This is a genomic window from Streptomyces sp. NPDC051555 (assembly GCF_044454405.1).
GTDB lineage: Bacteria > Actinomycetota > Actinomycetes > Streptomycetales > Streptomycetaceae > Streptomyces.
Window position 1 is genome coordinate 36,290 of the sequence record NZ_JBITDP010000003.1, and the last position, 18,025, is coordinate 54,314.

Annotated in this window: 18 protein-coding genes; 7 read left to right on the plus strand and 11 right to left on the minus strand. The window is 74.1% G+C overall.

Annotated features, from left to right (window positions below; translation table 11 throughout):
- Window positions 1-55: 55 nt before the first annotated feature.
- Window positions 56-3,136, plus strand: a complete 3,081-nt coding sequence (locus ACIBEA_RS08615) for an NACHT domain-containing protein (protein ID WP_399259521.1) — start codon at window positions 56-58, stop codon at window positions 3,134-3,136.
- A 74-nt stretch (window positions 3,137-3,210) separates the two neighbouring features.
- Here ACIBEA_RS08615 and ACIBEA_RS08620 read toward each other — a convergent pair whose 3' ends face one another.
- Genes ACIBEA_RS08620 through ACIBEA_RS08635 form a run of 4 tightly spaced genes read right to left on the minus strand, consistent with a single transcriptional unit; the run spans window position 3,211 to window position 7,451 of the window.
- Window positions 3,211-4,461 (minus strand): amidohydrolase family protein, encoded by a 1,251-nt coding sequence (locus ACIBEA_RS08620; protein WP_399259115.1) that lies wholly within the window; start codon window positions 4,459-4,461, stop codon window positions 3,211-3,213.
- Complete coding sequence (locus ACIBEA_RS08625) at window positions 4,458-5,744, minus strand: amidohydrolase family protein (RefSeq protein ID WP_399259117.1); 1,287 nt, start codon at window positions 5,742-5,744, stop codon at window positions 4,458-4,460. Before ACIBEA_RS08625 ends, ACIBEA_RS08620 begins: the two co-directional genes overlap by 4 nt.
- Before the next feature lie 11 nt (window positions 5,745-5,755).
- Entirely contained in the window at window positions 5,756-6,640 is an 885-nt protein-coding gene (locus ACIBEA_RS08630; RefSeq protein WP_399259118.1) for an SDR family NAD(P)-dependent oxidoreductase, read from the minus strand.
- Window position 6,641: 1 nt separating this feature from the next.
- On the minus strand, window positions 6,642-7,451 hold the full coding sequence (locus ACIBEA_RS08635; protein WP_399259119.1) for an acetoacetate decarboxylase family protein: 810 nt from the start codon (window positions 7,449-7,451) through the stop codon (window positions 6,642-6,644).
- Between the two features lie 158 nt (window positions 7,452-7,609).
- Between ACIBEA_RS08635 and ACIBEA_RS08640 the strand changes: the two genes are divergently transcribed.
- From ACIBEA_RS08640 to ACIBEA_RS08665, 6 genes are all read left to right on the plus strand, one after another.
- Window positions 7,610-8,272, plus strand: coding sequence for a TetR/AcrR family transcriptional regulator (locus tag ACIBEA_RS08640; protein WP_399259120.1), 663 nt, complete (start codon window positions 7,610-7,612; stop codon window positions 8,270-8,272).
- A gap of 141 nt (window positions 8,273-8,413) precedes the next feature.
- The gene (locus tag ACIBEA_RS08645; protein WP_399259522.1) at window positions 8,414-11,035 is read left to right on the plus strand and encodes an MXAN_6230/SCO0854 family RING domain-containing protein; all 2,622 of its coding nucleotides are present in this window, start codon (window positions 8,414-8,416) and stop codon (window positions 11,033-11,035) included.
- A gap of 41 nt (window positions 11,036-11,076) precedes the next feature.
- Window positions 11,077-12,063 (plus strand): DEDDh family exonuclease, encoded by a 987-nt coding sequence (locus ACIBEA_RS08650; RefSeq protein ID WP_399259121.1) that lies wholly within the window; start codon window positions 11,077-11,079, stop codon window positions 12,061-12,063.
- A 64-nt stretch (window positions 12,064-12,127) separates the two neighbouring features.
- Window positions 12,128-12,361: a hypothetical protein gene (locus tag ACIBEA_RS08655; protein ID WP_385776540.1), complete on the plus strand. Its 234-nt coding sequence runs from the start codon at window positions 12,128-12,130 to the stop codon at window positions 12,359-12,361.
- An 83-nt stretch (window positions 12,362-12,444) separates the two neighbouring features.
- A complete protein-coding gene (locus tag ACIBEA_RS08660) occupies window positions 12,445-13,245 on the plus strand; it encodes an SURF1 family protein (protein ID WP_399259122.1) in 801 nt (266 codons plus the stop codon).
- Between the two features lie 9 nt (window positions 13,246-13,254).
- Window positions 13,255-14,010, plus strand: coding sequence for an SDR family oxidoreductase (locus ACIBEA_RS08665; protein ID WP_399259123.1), 756 nt, complete (start codon window positions 13,255-13,257; stop codon window positions 14,008-14,010).
- Between the two features lie 31 nt (window positions 14,011-14,041).
- Here ACIBEA_RS08665 and amaP read toward each other — a convergent pair whose 3' ends face one another.
- The 7 genes from amaP to ACIBEA_RS08700 form a co-directional block, all read right to left on the minus strand.
- Window positions 14,042-14,620 (minus strand): alkaline shock response membrane anchor protein AmaP, encoded by a 579-nt coding sequence (gene amaP / locus ACIBEA_RS08670; protein ID WP_399259523.1) that lies wholly within the window; start codon window positions 14,618-14,620, stop codon window positions 14,042-14,044.
- Window positions 14,621-14,661: 41 nt separating this feature from the next.
- Window positions 14,662-15,276, minus strand: coding sequence for a DUF6286 domain-containing protein (locus ACIBEA_RS08675; RefSeq protein WP_399259124.1), 615 nt, complete (start codon window positions 15,274-15,276; stop codon window positions 14,662-14,664).
- Window positions 15,273-15,683, minus strand: coding sequence for a hypothetical protein (locus ACIBEA_RS08680; RefSeq protein WP_399259125.1), 411 nt, complete (start codon window positions 15,681-15,683; stop codon window positions 15,273-15,275). The genes ACIBEA_RS08675 and ACIBEA_RS08680 overlap by 4 nt, the downstream gene beginning before the upstream one ends.
- A 7-nt stretch (window positions 15,684-15,690) precedes the next feature.
- The gene (locus ACIBEA_RS08685; RefSeq protein WP_399259126.1) at window positions 15,691-15,921 is read right to left on the minus strand and encodes a hypothetical protein; all 231 of its coding nucleotides are present in this window, start codon (window positions 15,919-15,921) and stop codon (window positions 15,691-15,693) included.
- Window positions 15,922-15,938: 17 nt separating this feature from the next.
- Window positions 15,939-16,388, minus strand: coding sequence for an Asp23/Gls24 family envelope stress response protein (locus tag ACIBEA_RS08690; RefSeq protein WP_399259127.1), 450 nt, complete (start codon window positions 16,386-16,388; stop codon window positions 15,939-15,941).
- A 216-nt stretch (window positions 16,389-16,604) separates the two neighbouring features.
- A complete protein-coding gene (locus ACIBEA_RS08695) occupies window positions 16,605-17,384 on the minus strand; it encodes an enoyl-CoA hydratase/isomerase family protein (RefSeq protein WP_385776556.1) in 780 nt (259 codons plus the stop codon).
- A 130-nt stretch (window positions 17,385-17,514) separates the two neighbouring features.
- Window positions 17,515-17,739, minus strand: coding sequence for a helix-turn-helix domain-containing protein (locus ACIBEA_RS08700; RefSeq protein WP_354382253.1), 225 nt, complete (start codon window positions 17,737-17,739; stop codon window positions 17,515-17,517).
- Between the last annotated feature and the right edge of the window lie 286 nt (window positions 17,740-18,025).

An 18,025-nucleotide genomic window follows, 5' to 3' on the forward strand; every position in this document is an offset into this window, starting at 1 on the left:
TGTCCGACCGGGGCGGGGAGGCCATGTGAGCGGGTTAGAGCCGGTTGTCTTGAAAGTGGCGGGAACGGCGCTGGGCGCGCTCGTCAAAGCGCTGTTGGCACGGGCTCCGGGGGCGGGCAGCACCACCGACCCGGCCCGCCCGGCCCCGCGCTGGCGCCGCCCGACGGAACTGGGCGAGGCGGAACTGGCCCACCTCGCCGGCACCCTCGCCGGGCGCCTGCACACCCCCGTGTCCCGGCTCCCCGAGCACGAGCGCCTCGCCGCGCTGGACGCCGTACAGGACGCCTTCGCCGGACTCGGCGCGCTGGACCCGGACGCCCTCTTCGCCCTCGACCTCGACCCGGACCGGCTCGCCCGGGCCCTGCCCGGCCCGCCGCCGGGCCTGGGCGACGCGGCGCGGGCGCTCTACGGGGAGCTGCTGGAGCTGTGCTGCCGCCACGCCGTCGAGTACGTCACCACGCTGCCGGCCTTCGGCGCCCGCGCGGACCTGGAGGTGATCCGGCGCACCGGGGACCTGGCCCGCGAACTGGGCGCCCTGCGCACCCGGCTGGGTCCCGCGCCCGGATCGGCGGCCGCGGACTTCGAGGAGCGGTACGCGGCCTACATCGCCGCGACCCACGGGCGCCTGGAGCTGTACGGGCTGACCTTCAGCCACTCCCCCCAGGAATGGCCGCTGGACCTGGCCTACATCAGCCTCTCGGTCAGCGGCGACCAGCCGTACGAAGAGCTGGGGCGCCAGGCGGTGACCACGGTCGAGACGGCGCTCGGCGGCTCCGGGCGCGTCCTGCTGCGCGGACCCGCCGGCTCGGGCAAGAGCACGCTGGTCCAGTGGCTGGCGCTGAACTCGGCCCGCCGCAGCTTCGGCCCGGAGCTGCGCGAGCTGGACTCCTACGTACCGTTCGTGCTGCGGCTGCGCTCCTTCACCCAGCGCGACGCGCTGCCGATGCCGGAGGAGTTCCTGCGCGCCTGCGGGATACCGCTCCACGGGGAGGCGCCGCCCGGCTGGGTCAGCTCGGTGCTGCGCGCCGGACGGGCCCTGGTCCTGATCGACGGGGTCGACGAGGTGCCGCAGCGGCTGCGCAACCGGACCGAGGCCTGGATCTCGTCGCTGGTCGACGCCTATCCCGACGCCCGGTACATCGTCACCACCAGGCCCTCCGCGGTGCGTGACGACTGGCTCTCGGGCCACGCCTTCGCCCCGGTGTCCCTGCTGCCGATGGAACGGGGGGACGTCCAGGCGTTCCTGGCGCACTGGCACGACGCGGCGCGCGCGGAGTGCGGATCCGCCGAGGACCGGGCCGAGTTGGACCGCTACGAGACCTCCCTCGGCCAGGCGGTCCGGCTGCGCCGGGACCTCGGCAGGCTCGCCACCAACCCCCTGATGTGCGCGCTGCTGTGCGCGCTGAACCGGGACCGGCACATGCACCTGCCGCGCGCCCGCAAGGAGTTGTACGACGCCGCGCTCGACATGCTGCTCGTCCGCCGGGACAGCGAGCGGGAGATCATCGGCGTCGAGGGGGTCTACCTCACCCGCGACGAACAGACCCTGCTGCTCCAGCGGCTCGCCTACTGGCTGATCCGCAACGGGCAGGTCGAGGCGGACTGCGACGAGGCCGTGGAGATGGTCGACGAGTGGCTGGACGCCATGCCGCAGGCCCGGGCCCAGGGCAGCGCCCGGCAGGTCTTCCGGCACCTGCTGATCCGCAGCGGGCTGCTGCGCGAGCCGGTCCCGGGCTCGGTGCACTTCGTCCACCGCACCTTCCGCGACTACCTGGGCGCCAAGGCGGCCGTCGAGGCGCGGGACTTCGGGGTCCTGGTGCGCAACGCCCACGAGGACGAGTGGTACGACGTCATCCGGATGGCGGTCGGTCACGCCCGCCCCGACGAACGGGCCCGGCTGCTGCGGCAGTTGTTGCGCCGGGCCGAGCGGGTCAAGCGGGACAGCAGTCGGCTGGTGCTGCTCGCGGCCGCCTGTCTGGAGCACGCCCCCGAGCTGGACCCCGAGGTGTGGCGGGAGGTGGAGACCCGCACCGCGCACCTGCTGCCCCCGCATTCGGTGGGCCAGGCCGAGGAGTTGGCCAAGGCGGGCGAACTGGTCCTGGAGCTGTTGCCGGAGCCCGCGGACCTCACCGAGGCCGAGGCGGCCGCGACCATCCGCACCGCGGCCCTGGTGGGTGGGGACCGGGCGCTCCAGGTCATCGCCGGGTTCCGACGGGACGACCGCTACGAGGTGAGCCACGAGATCTGCGGCTCGTGGGGCCTGTTCCCCACCGAGGACTTCGCGGACGCGGTGCTGGCCGACGCCCCCGTGCGCAGCGCGCACCTGCACGTCAGCACCCCCGAGCAACTGGCCGCCCTCGAAAGGCTGCCGCACATCCGGCGGCTCCACCTCACCTGGGACCAAGGGGTGCCGCCGGCCGTCACCGCCCGCCGGGACCTGGAATGGCTGGTCCTCCAGCGCAACTCCGGGCTGACCGGCCTGGCGGAGCTGACGGACCTCCGCGCGCTGCGCCACCTGGGCGTGTACGACTGCCCGAACCTCGACGGCATCGAGGCGGTCGCCGAACTCGCCGCGGACAGCCTCGCCTTCGGGTACCTGCGGGACGGGCTCTCGCTGGCCCCGCTGGCCGGGGTCCCCGGGCTGCGTTCGCTCGTCATCGGGTACGAGCCGCTGGAGCGCCGGATCGGGGACGTCCCCGCCGACGGGACCCTGACCTCGCTGTCGCTGTGGCAGGGGGCGCGCGGGCTGACCCTGGACGGGATCGACCGCTGGCCCGGGGTGGAGACCCTGACGATCGCCGGGCCCTGGCAGTACCGGCAGCTGGTCTCCCGGCTGCTGCTGGGCGGGCTGCGGAGCCTGGAGATCCGGCACACCGCGCCGGTGTCGATCGGCGCCCTCACGCCGTACGGGTGGCTGACCGGACTGCACCTGCGCCGCTGCGGGATCGAGGGGACGCTGGAGGCGCTCGCCGCGTTCCCCGCGCTGCGGCGCCTGACGCTGACCGAGTGCGTCGGCCCGGTCGACCTGTCCCCGCTCGCGGCCCTGGAGGGGCTGATGGTGGAGCTGGACCGGCGCACCGCCTTCACGGGGGCGGAGCGGATCCCGCCCGAGCGGCTGACGTACGTGGGGAACTGAGCCCCCGCCGGGCGGCCCGGGTCCGGTCGGTCCGGACCCGGGCCGCCCGGCGGGAAGGCGGTACCGACGCGGTGCTACCAGACCCGGACCGAGGCGCCGCGGGCGAAGGCCGGGCTGGTGGCCTGCGGCGGGATCTCGGTCAGGGGCTCGGCGACCTCCGTGACGAGCGGGCCGTGCTGGGCGGCCAGCGCGTCCAGGAGCGGCAGGTCGAACCCGTACACGCGGGCCGCGTTGCCGCCGACCATGGCGGCGACCTCGGCGCGCGGCAGGCCCGCGTAGGCGATGCGGAGGCCTTCGCGGGAGAAGGGGGTGGTGCCCTCGTCGTGGGGGTAGTCGCTGCCCCACATGATCTTGTCGAGGCCGATCCGGTCCCGCAGCGGCACCTCGTGGGGGCGCATGAAGCTCGCGCCCACGAAGCAGTTGTCCCGCCAGACCTCGGTGGGGCCCTTGCCCATCGAATCCGCCAGGCCCGCACCGAACTTGGACTCCGCGGTGGCGGCCCGCGCCGCCGCGTTCACCAGTCGGCCGTGGTAGTAGTCGAGCATCTCCAGCACGCCCGGGATCCAGCCGGACCCCTGCTCGGTCAGGACCAGTTTGAGGCCCGGGTGGCGCCGGAAGGCGCCGCCGAACATGAGGTGCCACAGGGCGCGGTGCGAGAACCAGGTGGTCTCCACCATGAAGACGGCGCGGGCCGCCGGTTCTTCGCCGAGCGGCGGCGAGGCCGAGCCGCCGTGGTGGTTGACCGGGACGTCCAGCTCCTCGCAGACCGCCCAGATCGGGTCGTACGCCGCCGAGTACAGCTCCGGGACGGGCGAGCCCGGCGGGACGCCCGGCAGCAGGATCCCGCCGGTCAGCCCCGCCTCCTTGGTCCGCCGGATCTCCCGGACCGCCGCGTCCACGTCGTTGAGCAGGATCTGGACCACCCCGGCCCGCCGCCCCGGCGCGTCCGCGCAGAAGTCGGCCAGCCAGCGGTTGTGGGCCTGGAGCCCGGCCCAGCGCAGCGCGTACTCGGCGGCGGTGGGCGGCTGCGCCATCAGCGAGGCCTTGGGGAAGAAGGGCGGGATCGTATTGGGGAAGAGCACCTCCGCCACGATCCCGTCCGCCTCCAGTTCGGCCAGGCGGCGCTGGGAGTTCCAGTTGCGGTCGGCGGTGTCGGCGAGGAGGTCCTCGTAGGGGTTGACGTAACCGGCGGCCCAGGCGTCGAACTCCTCGTGGTGGCGCTTCTCCAGGTACGGCTTGTAGTCCAGGAGGTCGGCGCCCGCGTGGCAGTCCGCCGAGATGACCGTGTAGCGGTCCTCCGCGGTCGTCGGCCGGCCGGAGGTCATCCGTCCACCCCCAGCACCGGGAAGTCGTGGTCGGTCAGCCAGTGCCTGCCGACCTCGCGGGAGCGGGACCAGGAGGCCGTCACGGCCGCCTGGTCGGCCGACTGGCCGAGCTCGGCCGGGGTCGGTCCGATCCGGCGGGCCAGCGGGGCGAGCGCGGCGGTGTCGAAGCCGAAGACCTCGGCGGCGGCCAGCCCCAGCATGCGGCGGGTCTCCTCGACCGGGATGTCGTGGAAGGTCTTCTTCAACCAGCCACGGGTGTTCGGCCAGGTGCCCTCGGGGTGCGGGAAGTCCGAGCCCCACAGGATGTTGTCCACGCCGATCTCGTAGCGCTGCGCCAGTTCCCGGCGCTTGGTGTTGGTCGCACAGACGAAGACCTGCCGGTCCAGGTACTCGCTGGGCGGCCGCTTCAGCTCCGCGAACGGCGAGAGCTTCTTGCCGCCGTGCGCGCCGAGGTAGAGCCGGTCCATGAACCACAGTTGGTTGGGCAACCACCAGCAGCCGGACTCGGCGACCCCGAACTTCAGGCCGGGGTGGCGCTCGAAGACCCCCGACCACAGCAGGAACCACAGGGGCCGGGCGGGCCACCAGGTGACCTCGGAGACGTAGATCCCGAGGTGGTCGCCGTACTCGTGGCGCGGCGCGGCACCCGAGTGGGTGACGATCGGCATCGCGGTCTCGGCGGCGGCCGCCCACACGGGGTCGTAACGGCGGTCGTGGTAGGGCGCCTTGTCCACCCACATGGACGGGATCATCAGGGCGCCGAGCCCGGACTCCTTGGCCCGGTGGATCTCGGCGACGACCCGGTCCGGCTCGCCCGTGATGGGGAGCAGGGCCACCCCGCAGTGCCGCTCGGGATGCTGCGACACGAACTCGGCGAGCCAGCGGTTGTGCGCCTGCGCGCCCGCCATGCCCAACTCGGGGTCCTGGTCGCCGGAGAGGCCGAGGCCGACGCCGAAGGGCGCGGCGGTCTGGCTGTCGACCGCGTCGGCGTCGGGGAAGACGACTTCGGCGGCCACGCCGTCGCCGTCGAGCTCCTTGAGGCGCTGGGTGGCGTCCCAACCGCCCTTGAGGCCCTCTTCGTGGTCGTGGAACCACTTCTCGGCGAAGGCTTCATTGCGCACGCCGAGCCGGGTGGCCTCCTCGCGGCGGGCGTCGCGCTGGCCGAGGAACTCGTCGAACTGGGGGTGGAAACGGGAGTCGAGGTACGGGCGGTACCGCTCGGTCGGCAACCCCGCGTGGCAGTCGGAGGAGATGATCAGGTACGGGTCTTCGTACGCGTTCACTGCGAGGCCCCTCAGTCGAGGATGAAGCTTTCCAGGTAGGCGGGGTCGGCCCGGTCGAGCATCGACTGCGACCGGGCGCGGATCTGCCGGTCGCTGTGCTCGCTCGCCGGGAGCATCCAGAAGCGGTCGGCCCGGATGCCGTCGACCACGTGCTCGGCGACCTCCTCGACCGGCGTGAAGTTCACCTCGTGCCCGGCCTGCTTCATCGCCGCCTCGTACTGGTCGAGGGTGCGGTACGGCGCCTTGCGCGGGCGTTCCTTGGCGTAGCGGTCGGGCCGGTTGCGGTGGGACTCCCACAGTCCGGTGCGCAACATGTGCGGCCCGGGGAAGAGGACGGAGGCGCCGACCTGCGCGCCTTCGGCCTTGAGGTGGGCGTAGAGCGACTCGGTCATGGTGACCACGGCCGCCTTGGTGACGGCGTAGACCGAGGCGGTGGGCAGCGGGGCGATGCCGCCGTCGCCGGAGGAGGTGTTGACGACGTGGCCGGGGACGCCGCTCGCGATCATGCGCGGGACGAAGGCCTGGATGCCGTGGAAGACGCCCCACACGTTGACGGAGAAGGCCCACTTCCAGTCGTTGGGCTCGTGCTCCCACATGCGGCCCTCGGCGCCCGAGCCGACGCCCGCGTTGTTGCAGAGCACGTGGACCGCGCCGAAGGTGTCGTAGGCCGCGTCGGCGAGGGAGCGCAGGGAGTCGCGGTCGCTGACGTCGACGGTGCGGGCGAGCACCTCGGCCCCGTCTGCGGCGAGTTCGTCGGCGGCCTTGCGCAGGGCGCCCTCCTCGACGTCGGCGAGGACCACCTTCAGTCCCTCCGCGGCGAAGCGGCGGACCATGGCGAGCCCGATGCCGCTGGCCGCGCCCGTGACGACGGCCACCTGTCCCGGTTCGAGTCGCATCTCAGACGCTCCCCGCCGACGATCCCTCGGGGGGCGCGTCGAGGATCTGCATCGGGTCGTCGTAGCGCTGGTGGATGTAGGGCAGCAGCGCCCGGGCGCTGACCCGCTCGACCACCTTGCCCTTCTGGTCGGTGGTCTTCTCGCCGATGGTGATCTCGACGATCCGGCGCACCGGCAGGTCCGCGATCGGGTCGAACATCGACTCCCGCAGGACGACGTCGCCGGTGATGTGTTCCAGCTTGCGGACCTTCTCGTTGCGGGTGCAGTGCACGAGGACGGGGTCGGCGTCGAAGCCGTCGCCGTCCACGGCGGGCAGGAACTTGAAGTAGAAGTCGGTCTTCGTGGTCGGCTCGGGCAGCGGCAGCTCGCGGTCCACCGCGCCGCGCACCTCGACGAAGGCGATACCGTGCCGGGCGAGGGAGGCCCGTACGACGAGGCCGTCGCGCTCGACGGCTACCTCGCCCAGCTTCTTCGGCTCGCCGAACACCTCGCGGCCGCCGACCAGGGCGCGCTCGTGGGTCATCGGCATGACGAGCGGGTACCAGCCCTCGACCGCGCCGTGCCGGGCGGCGACGGCCACGGAGCCCGCGCCGAGCGGGTAGCCGGGCAGGTCCACCTTGCTGATGTTGGCCCGTACGAGCGGCCGTTCGGCGGGCTTGAGCGGCGGCGGGAGGACCGCGGCCACCACGTCCGGATCGCTCTCCCAGACGGCCACCACACCGGTGGACCAGATGTCGGGAAGCTTGGAGCTCTTCTCGCGCGAGGCCGAGATCTCGGCTTCGGTCCGCGCGCCGTACCGTACGCGTGCCATGGGAAGCACCACCCTTCACGGGGTCCCCCGACGGTAGTCGGGGGAGGTCTGTAACACAGTTACACCGCCACCGATGAAGGGTAAAGAGGGCTGCACGTACGAGAACTGACGGACCGCCAGATCAATTGTTGCTCCACCGGACAGAGTTGGGGGCCGCGATGGCCAGAAGTGCGCTCACCCGCGAGGAGGTGCTGGAGACGGCCGCGTCCCTGGTCAAACAGCACGGCCCGGCCGCCCTCACCATGCGCAAGCTGGCCGCCGAACTCGGCACCGCGGTGACCTCGATCTACTGGCACGTCGGCAACCGCGAATCCCTGCTCGACGCGCTCGTCGAACGGACCGTCCGGGACATGGGCGCCGTGCGCCCCACCGGCCGCACCCCGCTCGACCGGATCGTCTCGGTGGCCCGGACCCTGCGCCGCGAGCTGCGCGGGCGCCCGCACCTGATCGCGATGGTGCACGAGCGCGGGCTGACCGAGCGGATGTTCCTGCCCGCGCAGCAGGCCCTCGTGCACGAGGTGCACGCGGCGGGACTGCGCGGGGCCCGCGCGGCCGACGCCGTGCGCGTGGTCCAGTTCCAGATCGTCGGCTTCGTCCTCATCGAGCGCAACCGCGAACGCTCCCCCGCCCAGTCCCCCGCCGAGGGCGAGCTCTGGGACCCGGCCGCGGCTCCCGACGATCCGGCCCTCTCCCGCGCCCTGGCCCGCCCGGCGGACCCGGAGCGGCTCTTCCTGTTGTCGGTCAGGACCCTGGTGGCGGCCCTGCTGGCACCGGACGGATCGGACGGATCGGACGGACGCGCCGGAGAATCGCTGCGCTGATCGCTTTGCGCCGCGCGCCCGTTCCGTGATGGGATCCCTGGGCACGGGGGCGGCTCCCCGGCGCGCATCCTTCTCACCTTCCTGCAAAGATCCCGCGCGCCCACTCTCCGCCCCCGTTCTTCACGTCCAGGAGGGGCACCCATCACCACTGTCGAGTCCGTACTGCTGCGCCGGATCCAGACCGTCTACGTCGACCCGGTGCCCGTATGGGCCCCCGACGGCGGGCCCGCCCTGCGCCGGCTCGAAGCCGCGCTCCTGGAGCGGGGCCACCTCCTGCGCCCGGAGCTGTACGCGGCGCTGGCCGCGCTCCCGGCCGAGGCACTGGCCGACATCCGGCGCGACCTCGTCGCCCTGATCGACGACCTGCTCGGCGCGGACCGGACCCACACCCCGCTGCTGCGGCGCTTCCCCTCGATCGTGCGGGGCGTGGTGCGCGACACCGACCGGCTCTATGTGGACCGGGTCTTCGCACACCTCCTCCAGCAGGCGGACCACCCCTGCGTGCTGTGCGGCGAGCAGCGCACCGTCTTCCCCGTGTCCCCCTGCGCCCATCTCGTGTGCCGGCTGTGCTGGGACGGCGCCGACTACTCCGGCTGCCCCCTGTGCCACCGGCGGATCGACCCCGCCGACCCCTTCCTGCGTCCCGTCCGCGCCGCCGCCGGCGTGCCCGTCCGACGGGGCCCGCTGCGGCTGCTGGAGCTCGGCACCGACCGGGCCGCCGACGCGGGCCGCATCGCGCTGGCGCTGCTCGCCCGGCGCACCCCGCTCTCCCCGCAGGACCGCGAGGACCTGCTCGTCCTGCTGCCGCTGAGCCCGGCCGCCCGCGGCGAGCTGCCCGCGGAGATCCCCGTACGGGAGACCAAGGCGCTGGTCCTGGGCACGCTCCTCGCCGCATCCGGGACGCGGGAGGCCGCGCGGGCGCTGCTCGCCGAGCGGCTGACCACCGCCACCGACGTGCTGCGGCTGCTGGCCGTGCTGTCCTCGGGGGACCCGGGGCTGCTGCCGCTGCCGACGCGGTTCGTCTCCGTCGGGCGGCCGCTGCGGCGCGCCCTGTTGGCCGTACTGGACGCCCTGCCGACCCCCTACGTCGTCGAGGACCTGCTGCGGCACCCCACCGCGTGGAAGCGCGCGGCCGAGGTCCTGCACCCCTTCGAGCAGCACGCCCGGCACCCGCGCGCCGCCCTCGCCTTCGCCGCCCTGCGCGGCACTGCGCTGACCGGCCCGCTGGGCGCGAGCCTGCGCGAGAGCGCCGCCGCGCACCCGGACGCCGTGCGCATCGACCCCGACGGTTCCCGGATCCGGCCCGCGACCTGGGGCCACCGGATGGAAGGGGCCCTGGCCCAGGGCGCCCCCGGGGCGGCCGCCGCGGTGGCCGGAGCGCGCCCCGGCGAACTGGTGCGCCGGCTCGACCACCTGATGCGCCTGCACGACGGGGACCACCCGGTGCCGGAACTCGCCCGGGCGCTGGAGCACGGGCTGCCCGCGGTGGGCCCCGGCCCCCTGCTGTCGGCGCTGGGAGCGCTGCGCGTGCGCGCCGAGGACCGGCTCGGCACCCGCCGGGTCTTCTTCCCCCGCGGCGAGGTCACCCGCGCCCTCTCGGTGACGGAGGCGCGCCCGCCGCTGCCCGAACCGCTGGTGCGCGATGTCGTCGGGCTGCTGGAGGACGAGGTGCTGCGCCGGTTCGCCCGGCCCGAGGAGCGCCCGTACGAACTGGCCGTCATCGACTCCGGGCTCGGGGACCTCGCCGTCCCCTTCGCGGAGCGCGACTCGGCCCGGACCCTGGTCGCGGTACCGCGGGGCAGCACGGCGACCCTGCCGCCCGGCGAGGTGCTGCGGCTGTTCCTGCACTGGACGGAGCCGACGGGCCACCGCACCGACCTCGACCTGTCGGTGGCCTTCTTCGACGCCGACTGGCGGTTCACCGGTCAGTGCGACTACACCCGCCTCGCGCACGGGCCCGCCGGCGCCGCCGTCCACTCCGGCGACCTCACCTCGGCCCCGGCCCCGGACGGGGCGACCGAGTACGTCGACCTGGACCTGACGAAGCTCGCCGCGCACGGGGACGCATACGCCGTCCCCCTGGTCTTCAGCTACAACAACGTGCCCTTCGACGAGCTGCCCGACGCCTTCGCGGGGTTCATGACCCTGGCGGCGGACGGCCCGCGCGACGCCCGCTACGACCCGCGGACCGTGCGCCAGCGCTTCGACCTCGCGGGCCGCTCCCGGGCGTACCTGCCGATGGTGGTGGACCTGGGCGCGCGCGAGGCGCTGTGGACGGACGTCCACCTGCCGCCCTCCACGTCGTTCCAGAGCGTCGACGCCTCGGGCGGCGAACAGCTGGGAGCGGCGGCCCGCGACCTCCGCGCGCACTTCGCCTCCGGCATCCGCACCACGCTGTGGGACCTCGCGGTGTGGCGCTCCGCCGCCCGCACCCGGGAGGTGGCCGTGCTCTGGCGGGCGCCGCTGCCCGGTGCGCTCGACGAGCTGTGGCTCTACCGGGCCGCCGCCGGCGAGGAACCGGCCGCCTTCGCAGCCCGGATCGCCGCCCTGGACGCGCCGCAGGAGCGCCGTCCCCACGCGGACGCCGACGGCGCGGCCGCCGAACTGGCCGCCGGGAAGCACGCGTTCCTCGCGCTCACCTGCGCGAGCGTGGCCCCGCAGGGGGGTTCGGGTACGGCGTACCGGCTTTTCCCCGGCCCGGCCGAAGTGCCCGCGGGCTTCGCCCGGGTGAGCGCCGGCGACCTCGTCGCCGAGCTGGGCTGAGCCGGACGGGCCACGGCTGTCGGTCCGGGCCGATATCCTCTGTGACCATGCTCGACGACCGTACGACCGCAGAGACGACCTGGCCGACCGCGTACCCGCAGGGGTACGCGGTCGTCGACGTGGAGACCACCGGGCTCGCGCGCGACGACCGGATAATCTCCGCGGCCGTCTACCGGCTGGACGCGCGGGGCAACGTGGAGGACCACTGGTACACCCTGGTCAATCCGCAGCGCGACCCCGGCCCGGTCTGGATCCACGGACTGACCAGCGACGTACTGCAGGACGCGCCGCTCTTCGGCGAGATCGCCGAGGAGTTCGCCGGGCGGCTCGCGGACCGGGTGCTCGTCGCGCACAACGCCATCTTCGACTGGCAGATGATCGCCCGCGAGTACGCCCGGGCCGCGGCGACGGCGCCGGTCCGTCAGCGGCTGTGCACCATCGCCCTGTCGAAGGAACTGAACCTCCCGCTGCCCAACCACAAGCTGGAGTCGCTCGCGGCGCACTTCGGCGTGGTCCAGCAGCGCGCCCACCACGCGCTCGACGACGCCCGGGTGCTGGCCGAGGCCTTCCGGCCCTCGCTGCACGCGGCCGCGCGCGACGGGGTGCGGCTGCCGCTGTTGGAGTGCCGCCCGCTGACCGAGTGGTCCGACACCCCGGCGACGCCGCGCATCGGCCACCAGGCCTCCTACCGGAGCGCGGGCACGGGCAGCTGGCGCCAGTCGCGCAAGCGGCCGCCGTGCCCGCACCCGAACCCGGGCCGCTACGAGGACGGCGGCACCCTCAAGCAGGGCATGCGCATCGCCTTCTCGGGCGACACCTCGGTGGACCGGGAGCTGCTGGAGGACCGCGCGGTCGAGGCGGGGTTGCACGTCGCGACCAGCGTGTCGCGGCTCACCAGCCTGCTGGTGACCAACGACCCGGACTCGGCGACCTCGAAGACGGTCAAGGCGAAGTCCTTCGGGACGCCGGTCGTCGACGAGGCCGCCTTCACCCAGCTGCTGCGGGACGTGGCTGCGGCAGACGGGTGAGCATCGGGCGACTCGCCCGGTGACCGCTTTCCCGGTCGGCCCGTCCGGTCCCACTCTGTGGCGCATGGCACGTTGTGAGGTTTGCGGAAACGACTACGGCATGTCCTTCGAGGTGCACGCGCAGGGCGCGGTGCACGTCTTCGACTGCTTCTCCTGCGCCATCCACCGCATGGCACCCATCTGCGAGCACTGCCGGGTCCAGATCATCGGCCAGGGCGTCGAGGTCGACCAGCAGTGGTTCTGCGGGGCGCACTGCGCCCGTGCGGAGGGGAAGGTGGGCGTCGTCGACCGCACCTGAGCGAGCGCACCCGAGCGACCCCGCCCGAGCGGGCGGGTCACCCGCCCGCCGGCCCCCGCGCGCCGAGGGGTACCGTCTTGGGCGTGTACCGCTTCGTACTGACCCGGCAGTGGCTGGGCCTGCACCTCCTGGCCCTCGTCCTGATCCCCTCGATGATCCAGCTGGGGTTCTGGCAGTTCCACCGCCATGAGCACCGGGTCGCCCAGAACGAGCTGATCGCGCAGAACCTGGCCGCGAAGCCGGCTCCGATGACCGAACTGACCTCGCCCGGGCACGAGGTCCCGCGCGCCGACTTCTGGCGCGCGGTCACCGCCACCGGCACCTACGACACCGCGCACGAGGTCGTCGTGCGGATGCGGACCTCCAACGGCGACAAGGTCGGCTTCCAGGTGGTCACCCCGCTGGTGCTGGCCGACGGCCGCGTGGTCCTGGTCAACCGCGGCTGGGTGCCGGGCGGCGGCGATCCGACCGCCTTCCCCCCGGTGCCCGCCGCGCCCCCGGGCGACGTCACGGTGACCGGCCGGCTCAAGGCCGACGAGGTCAACGGCGACGGCGGCATCCGGGACCGCAAGGGCCTGCCGGACCGCCAGGTGATGCTCATCAACAGCGACCGGCAGGCGAAGTACCTGGGCAGGCCGGTGCTCGGCGGCTACCTGGAGCTGACCGCTCCGGTCCCGCCCGGCGGCAGCCCCGAGCCGGTCGCCGAACCCGACCACGACTCGATCGGCCCGCACATGGCCTACGCCGTGCAGTGGTGGCTGTTCACCGCGGCCGTGCCGGTGGGCTGGGTGATCCTGGTCCGGCGCGAGAAGCGCGACCGCGAGGAGGCGGCCGCGAAGGCCACCGCCGCGGAAGGCGCCGAGGCCGAGCCCGCGACGGCGTAGCGTACCGGTATGGATCTTGGACTGAAGGACCGCGTCTACGTCGTCACCGGGGCCACCCGCGGCCTGGGCTTCGCGAGCGCCCGCGAACTGACCGCGGACGGCGCGCGGGTCGTCCTCACCGGCCGGGACGAGCGGCGGGTCGCGGACGCCGCCGCCGCACTCGGCCCGAACGCGGTCGGCGTCGTCGCCGACAACGCCGACCCGGACGCCGCCGCCCGCCTCGTCGCCACCGCCCGCGAGCGGTTCGGCCGCTTCGACGGCGTCCTCATCAGCGTCGGCGGGCCCACCCCGGGCGCGGGCGCGGACAACACCGACGAGCAGTGGCGCTCGGCCTTCGAGTCGGTCTTCCTGGGCGCGGTCCGGCTGGCCCGCACGGCCGCCGCCGAGCTGGGCGAGGGCGGGGTCATCGGCTTCGTGCTCTCCGGCTCGGTGCACGAACCGATCTCCGGGCTGACGATCTCCAACGGGCTGCGCCCCGGGCTGGCGGGCTTCGCCAAGTCCCTCGCGGACGACCTCGGCCCGCGCGGGATCCGGGTGGTCGGCCTGCTGCCCGCGCGGATCGACACCGACCGGGTGCGGGAGCTGGACGCGCTCTCCGGGGACGCGGCGGCCTCCCGGGCGGCCAACGAGTCCCGCATCCCGCTGCGCCGTTACGGCACGGACCGGGAGTTCGGCCGCGCGGCCGCCTTCCTGCTCTCGCCGGCGGCCTCCTACCTGACGGGCATCATGCTCCCCGTCGACGGCGGCGCCCGCCACGGCTTCTGAGCTCCCGCGTCCGACCTCCCGTCCGCCGGGCTCAGCTGACGCGCTGGGCCCGGTGGTCGGCGACCTGGAAGCGGATCTCGGTGGGGAGTTCGGCCAGGCCCGCCGAGGCGCGGGCGTGGTCCAGGACCGGGCCGGCCAGCGAGGCGAGGACGTCCGCGGGCACGGCGTGCGGCTCCAGTCGCAGGTCGAGCCGCAGCGCGGGGGCCGTGCGACGACCGCGCAGGGCGACCCGGCAGTGGGCGACCCCGTCCAGCGCGCCCGCCTCGACCGCCACCGCCTCCTCCAACGCCCGGCCGCGCAGCAGGGCGAAGGCGCCGTCCCCGGTGTCGACCAGGACGGCCGGGAGCCGGGAGCGGCGCAGCTGGGCCGACAGCCACCACAGGGCGAGCAGCACGCACAGGCCGAGGACCGCGACCACCGCCCACCACCACCAGCCCTCCGCGTGCCAGTGCCGCCGCCGGGCGGCGCTCAGCAGGGGCGCGCGGCGGCCCTCCAACGGCCGGCGGCCGGTGAGCAGGGCGGCGCCGCCCGCCAGCAGCACCAGGGCCACGAGGGCGAGCAGGATCCGGTTGACCGTCCCGAGCGGTTGCGCGTTCGCGTGCGCCTTCATGTGCCCCTTCGTGTGCGCGTTCCGCGCGTTCATTCGCGCGGTCATCCCTTGCCGGCCGGGCCGACCCGGACGCGCGGCTGCGGCTCGTGGGCCAGTCCCAGCTCGGCGAGCCCGACGGCGAGGACCGCCTCCAGGTCCGCCCGTACGTCGTCCAGTTCGCGGAAGTGGGAGGCCGCGCGCACGGTCACGTGCGAACGGGCCACCGTGACCCGGGCCGAGCGGACCCCGGACACCTCCATGGCACGGTCGCGCAGCACCAGCGCGGCGGCCTTGCGCCCGATCCCGGCGCGCACCTCGGGGGGCCCGCCGGCGGGCCGAGGGGGTCCCGGGGAGCGCAGCGGCAGGACCGAGCGCAGCCCGGGGGCCAGTGCGAGGAACAGCAGCGCCGCCCCGGCCAGCACCAGCACCGCGCCGGCGATGACCACCCCGGTGTCCGCGGGGGCGTGCCGCTCCAGCAGCCGGGCCAGCTCGCGGCGCCAGCGCATGCCGGGGCGCTGCGCGCGCACGGCGGCGAGGTCGTAGAGGAAGAGCCCGGCGCCGCCGAGCACCACGAGCGCGGTCAGTGCGGCGGGGACCCGGCGGGCCGAGCGGAAGCGCGGGGCGGCGCCGCGGGGCGGGTCGGCGAGCCGCTCGTCGGGTCCGGCGGGGGCGCTCACCTCAGCCGGTCCCGCCGGGCGGGGCCGACCTGGGCGGGGTGCAGCCGCTCCACGTCGATGTCCACTTCCGGCACCGCCATCCCGGCGCAGTCCTCGACCCGCTGGGCGACCCGGCGGCGCACGGCGGAGCACTCGGTGGCGAGATCGGCGGGGTAGCCGAGTTCCAGGCTGATCCGCACGCGCGCGATGTCGTGGTGCACGGTGACCGTGGCGTGCGGGGGCGCGGCTTCGGCGGGCGGTGCGACGGGCAGCGCCGTCAGGGCCTCCCGGGCCGCCTGCGCCGCGATCTTGGCGACGACCCGGTCGGCGATCCGGGTGGCACCGCGGTCGGCGGGGGCCACCTTGGGCGGGGTGCTCCGCGGGGTGCCGGACGCACGGGGGACGCCGTCGTCGCGCGGGACGCTCATCGCGGCCTCACCGGCGCCGGTCGTCGCGGCGGCCGCCACCGTGGTCGCCGTCGCTCGGGGAGCCCCGGTCGCGGGGCCGGAAGAAGTCCCCGGGATCCAGGTCGCCGTCCAGGAACCGGCCGGCGAAGAATCCGACGGCGCCGAGCGCCGCCACCAGCAAGAAGGCCCCGAAGCCGCCGAAGTACCCGGCGAACCCCAGCGCCATGCCGGCCATCAGGCCGACCACCGCCATGCTCATGCTGGTTCCTCTCGGCGCTACTGGAGCCGGGATTCCGGCTCCTCGTCCTCGTCGTCGGGCAGTTTGACGTCGCTCACCGCGACGTTGACCTCGACGACCTCCAGGCCGGTCATCCGCTCCACCGCCGAGATCACGTTCTCCCGCACCGCCCGGGCCACCTCGCGGATCGACACGCCGTAGTCCACGACGATCTCCACGTCGAGGGCGGTCTGCACCTCGCCGACCTCGGCCTTGACGCCCCGGCTGACCGAGGACTTCGCCCCGCCCGGGACCCGGTCGCGGACCGCGCCGAAGGTGCGGGAGAGGCCGCTGCCGCTGCCCATCGCGTGGACGCCGAGCACCTCGCGGGCGGCCAGCCCCGCGATCTTCTCGACCACGCCGTCGGCGATGGTGGTGCGGCCCCGGTCGGCCGGGGGCCTGGTGGGGCTTCCCGATGCGGATGCGGATCCGGATCCCGATTCGCTCATCGCCGTGTCCCTTCGCGCGTACGGACTTAGCGTCCACGGTATGCGCGCTCCACTGCCGATGCCCGGGCACTACGCCGGACGGCCCGGAAGACTTCCCCCATTCCGCGGCGGCCGAAGCCCACCCCGCAAGATCGGCCCCGCCGCGAGCAGGCCAAAATCAGCCCGCCCGGCGATTGAGGGCCCACAAACGCCGGGCAGGCTGAAATGCGGGCGGGGTCAGTCCGAGAGGCCGGCGAGGTCGCGCAGGCGGCGGGACTGGGCCGCGCGCTCGGCGGCACGCTGGTCGTCGTAGGTACGCCCCGACGCCCCCCGCAGCAGCGCCTTCGTCTCGATCACCGCATCCCGCGGCGGCGCGACCAGCGCCGCCACCAGGTCCTGCACGGCGGCGTCCAGCTCGGCCCCGGGCACCACGAGGTTGGCCAGGCCGATCCGCTCGGCCTCCTCCGCGTGGACGGAGCGCCCGGTGGCGCAGATCTCCAGGGCACGGGCGTAGCCGACCAGGTCGGTCAGCGGCCGCGTGCCGGCCAGGTCGGGAACCAGCCCCAGGCTGGTCTCGCGCATGGCGAACTGCACGTCGTCCGCGACGACGCGCAGGTCACAACCGAGCGCGAGCTGGAAGCCGGCACCGATGGCATGACCTTGCACCGCGGCGACGGAAACGATGTCGTTGCGCCTCCACCAGGTGAAGGCCTCCTGGTACTCGGCGATGGTGGCGTCCAACAGTTCGTCGGAACCACGCGCCAGGTCCAGGAAGGACGGCTCGCCCTCGAAGCCTTCAGGCGTGAACGCCTGTCGGTCGAGTCCGGCGGAGAAGGACTTGCCTTCGCCGCGCAGCACGACGACCCGGACGGTGCCCGGCAACGACCGACCGGCCTCTGCCAACGCCCGCCAGAGCGCGGGGGACTGAGCGTTTCGCTTGGCCGGATTGGTCAGTGTCACCGAGGCGACCGTGTCGTCGACGGTGAGCCGTACGCCGTCCTTGTCGAGCAGAGCCATCTGTGTGCCTCCGGTGTGCAGTCGGCCGCGGACTCGGCCTTAAGTGACTGCACAGTAACCACCCAGCCGGCCGCACGGCCGACCGGGGGTCACCGAAGGAACTCTAGGAGCGAAGCCTGCGGCCTGCGCCTCAGGCAGCCGAAGTCGCCTTCTTTCCGCGCGTCGCGCCACCGCGACCACGCAGCGTGACTCCGGACTCGCTGAGCATCCGGTGGACGAACCCGTAGGACCGGCCGGTTTCTTCGGCCAGCGCCCGGATGCTCGCACCGGAGTCGTACTTCTTCTTCAGGTCTGCCGCGAGCTTGTCGCGCGCGGCGCCGGTTACCCGGCTGCCCTTCTTCAGAGTCTCGGCCACCCGTGCCTCCTCATGGGAAGTGCGCTCTGGACTTCTCATGATCACCCCTCCCGGGCTTCCTGGCCACCCATTCAGCAAGGTCCGCGCGAGCGCTTTTCCCGAGGAGTGGACACCCGAGCAGAACGGAATCTCCTCTTCCACCCCTTGCTCTCCGTCACGATCGGCGACCCAGGGTAGGAACCTCCAGGTCAGGGCCCGGGCGGGAAAAACAGCGGGCCCCGGCCGCGCGACGGTGAGCGCGCGGCCGGGGCCGTTGTACAGGGTGCGGGAATACGAGACGTTCTCA

Bases quoted from the DNA above. Each gene is read 5' to 3' on its own strand.
- ACIBEA_RS08640 (WP_399259120.1), top strand. From the start codon at position 7,610: ATGGCCAGAAGTGCGCTCACCCGCGAGGAGGTGCTGGAGACGGCCGCG.
- ACIBEA_RS08635 (WP_399259119.1), bottom strand. From the start codon at position 7,451: ATGGCACGCGTACGGTACGGCGCGCGGACCGAAGCCGAGATCTCGGCC.
- ACIBEA_RS08680 (WP_399259125.1), bottom strand. From the start codon at position 15,683: ATGAGCGTCCCGCGCGACGACGGCGTCCCCCGTGCGTCCGGCACCCCG.
- ACIBEA_RS08685 (WP_399259126.1), bottom strand. From the start codon at position 15,921: ATGAGCATGGCGGTGGTCGGCCTGATGGCCGGCATGGCGCTGGGGTTC.
- ACIBEA_RS08655 (WP_385776540.1), top strand. From the start codon at position 12,128: ATGGCACGTTGTGAGGTTTGCGGAAACGACTACGGCATGTCCTTCGAG.
- ACIBEA_RS08690 (WP_399259127.1), bottom strand. From the start codon at position 16,388: ATGAGCGAATCGGGATCCGGATCCGCATCCGCATCGGGAAGCCCCACC.
- ACIBEA_RS08630 (WP_399259118.1), bottom strand. From the start codon at position 6,640: ATGCGACTCGAACCGGGACAGGTGGCCGTCGTCACGGGCGCGGCCAGC.
- ACIBEA_RS08695 (WP_385776556.1), bottom strand. From the start codon at position 17,384: ATGGCTCTGCTCGACAAGGACGGCGTACGGCTCACCGTCGACGACACG.
- amaP (WP_399259523.1), bottom strand. From the start codon at position 14,620: ATGAAGGCGCACGCGAACGCGCAACCGCTCGGGACGGTCAACCGGATC.
- ACIBEA_RS08665 (WP_399259123.1), top strand. From the start codon at position 13,255: ATGGATCTTGGACTGAAGGACCGCGTCTACGTCGTCACCGGGGCCACC.
- ACIBEA_RS08620 (WP_399259115.1), bottom strand. From the start codon at position 4,461: ATGACCTCCGGCCGGCCGACGACCGCGGAGGACCGCTACACGGTCATC.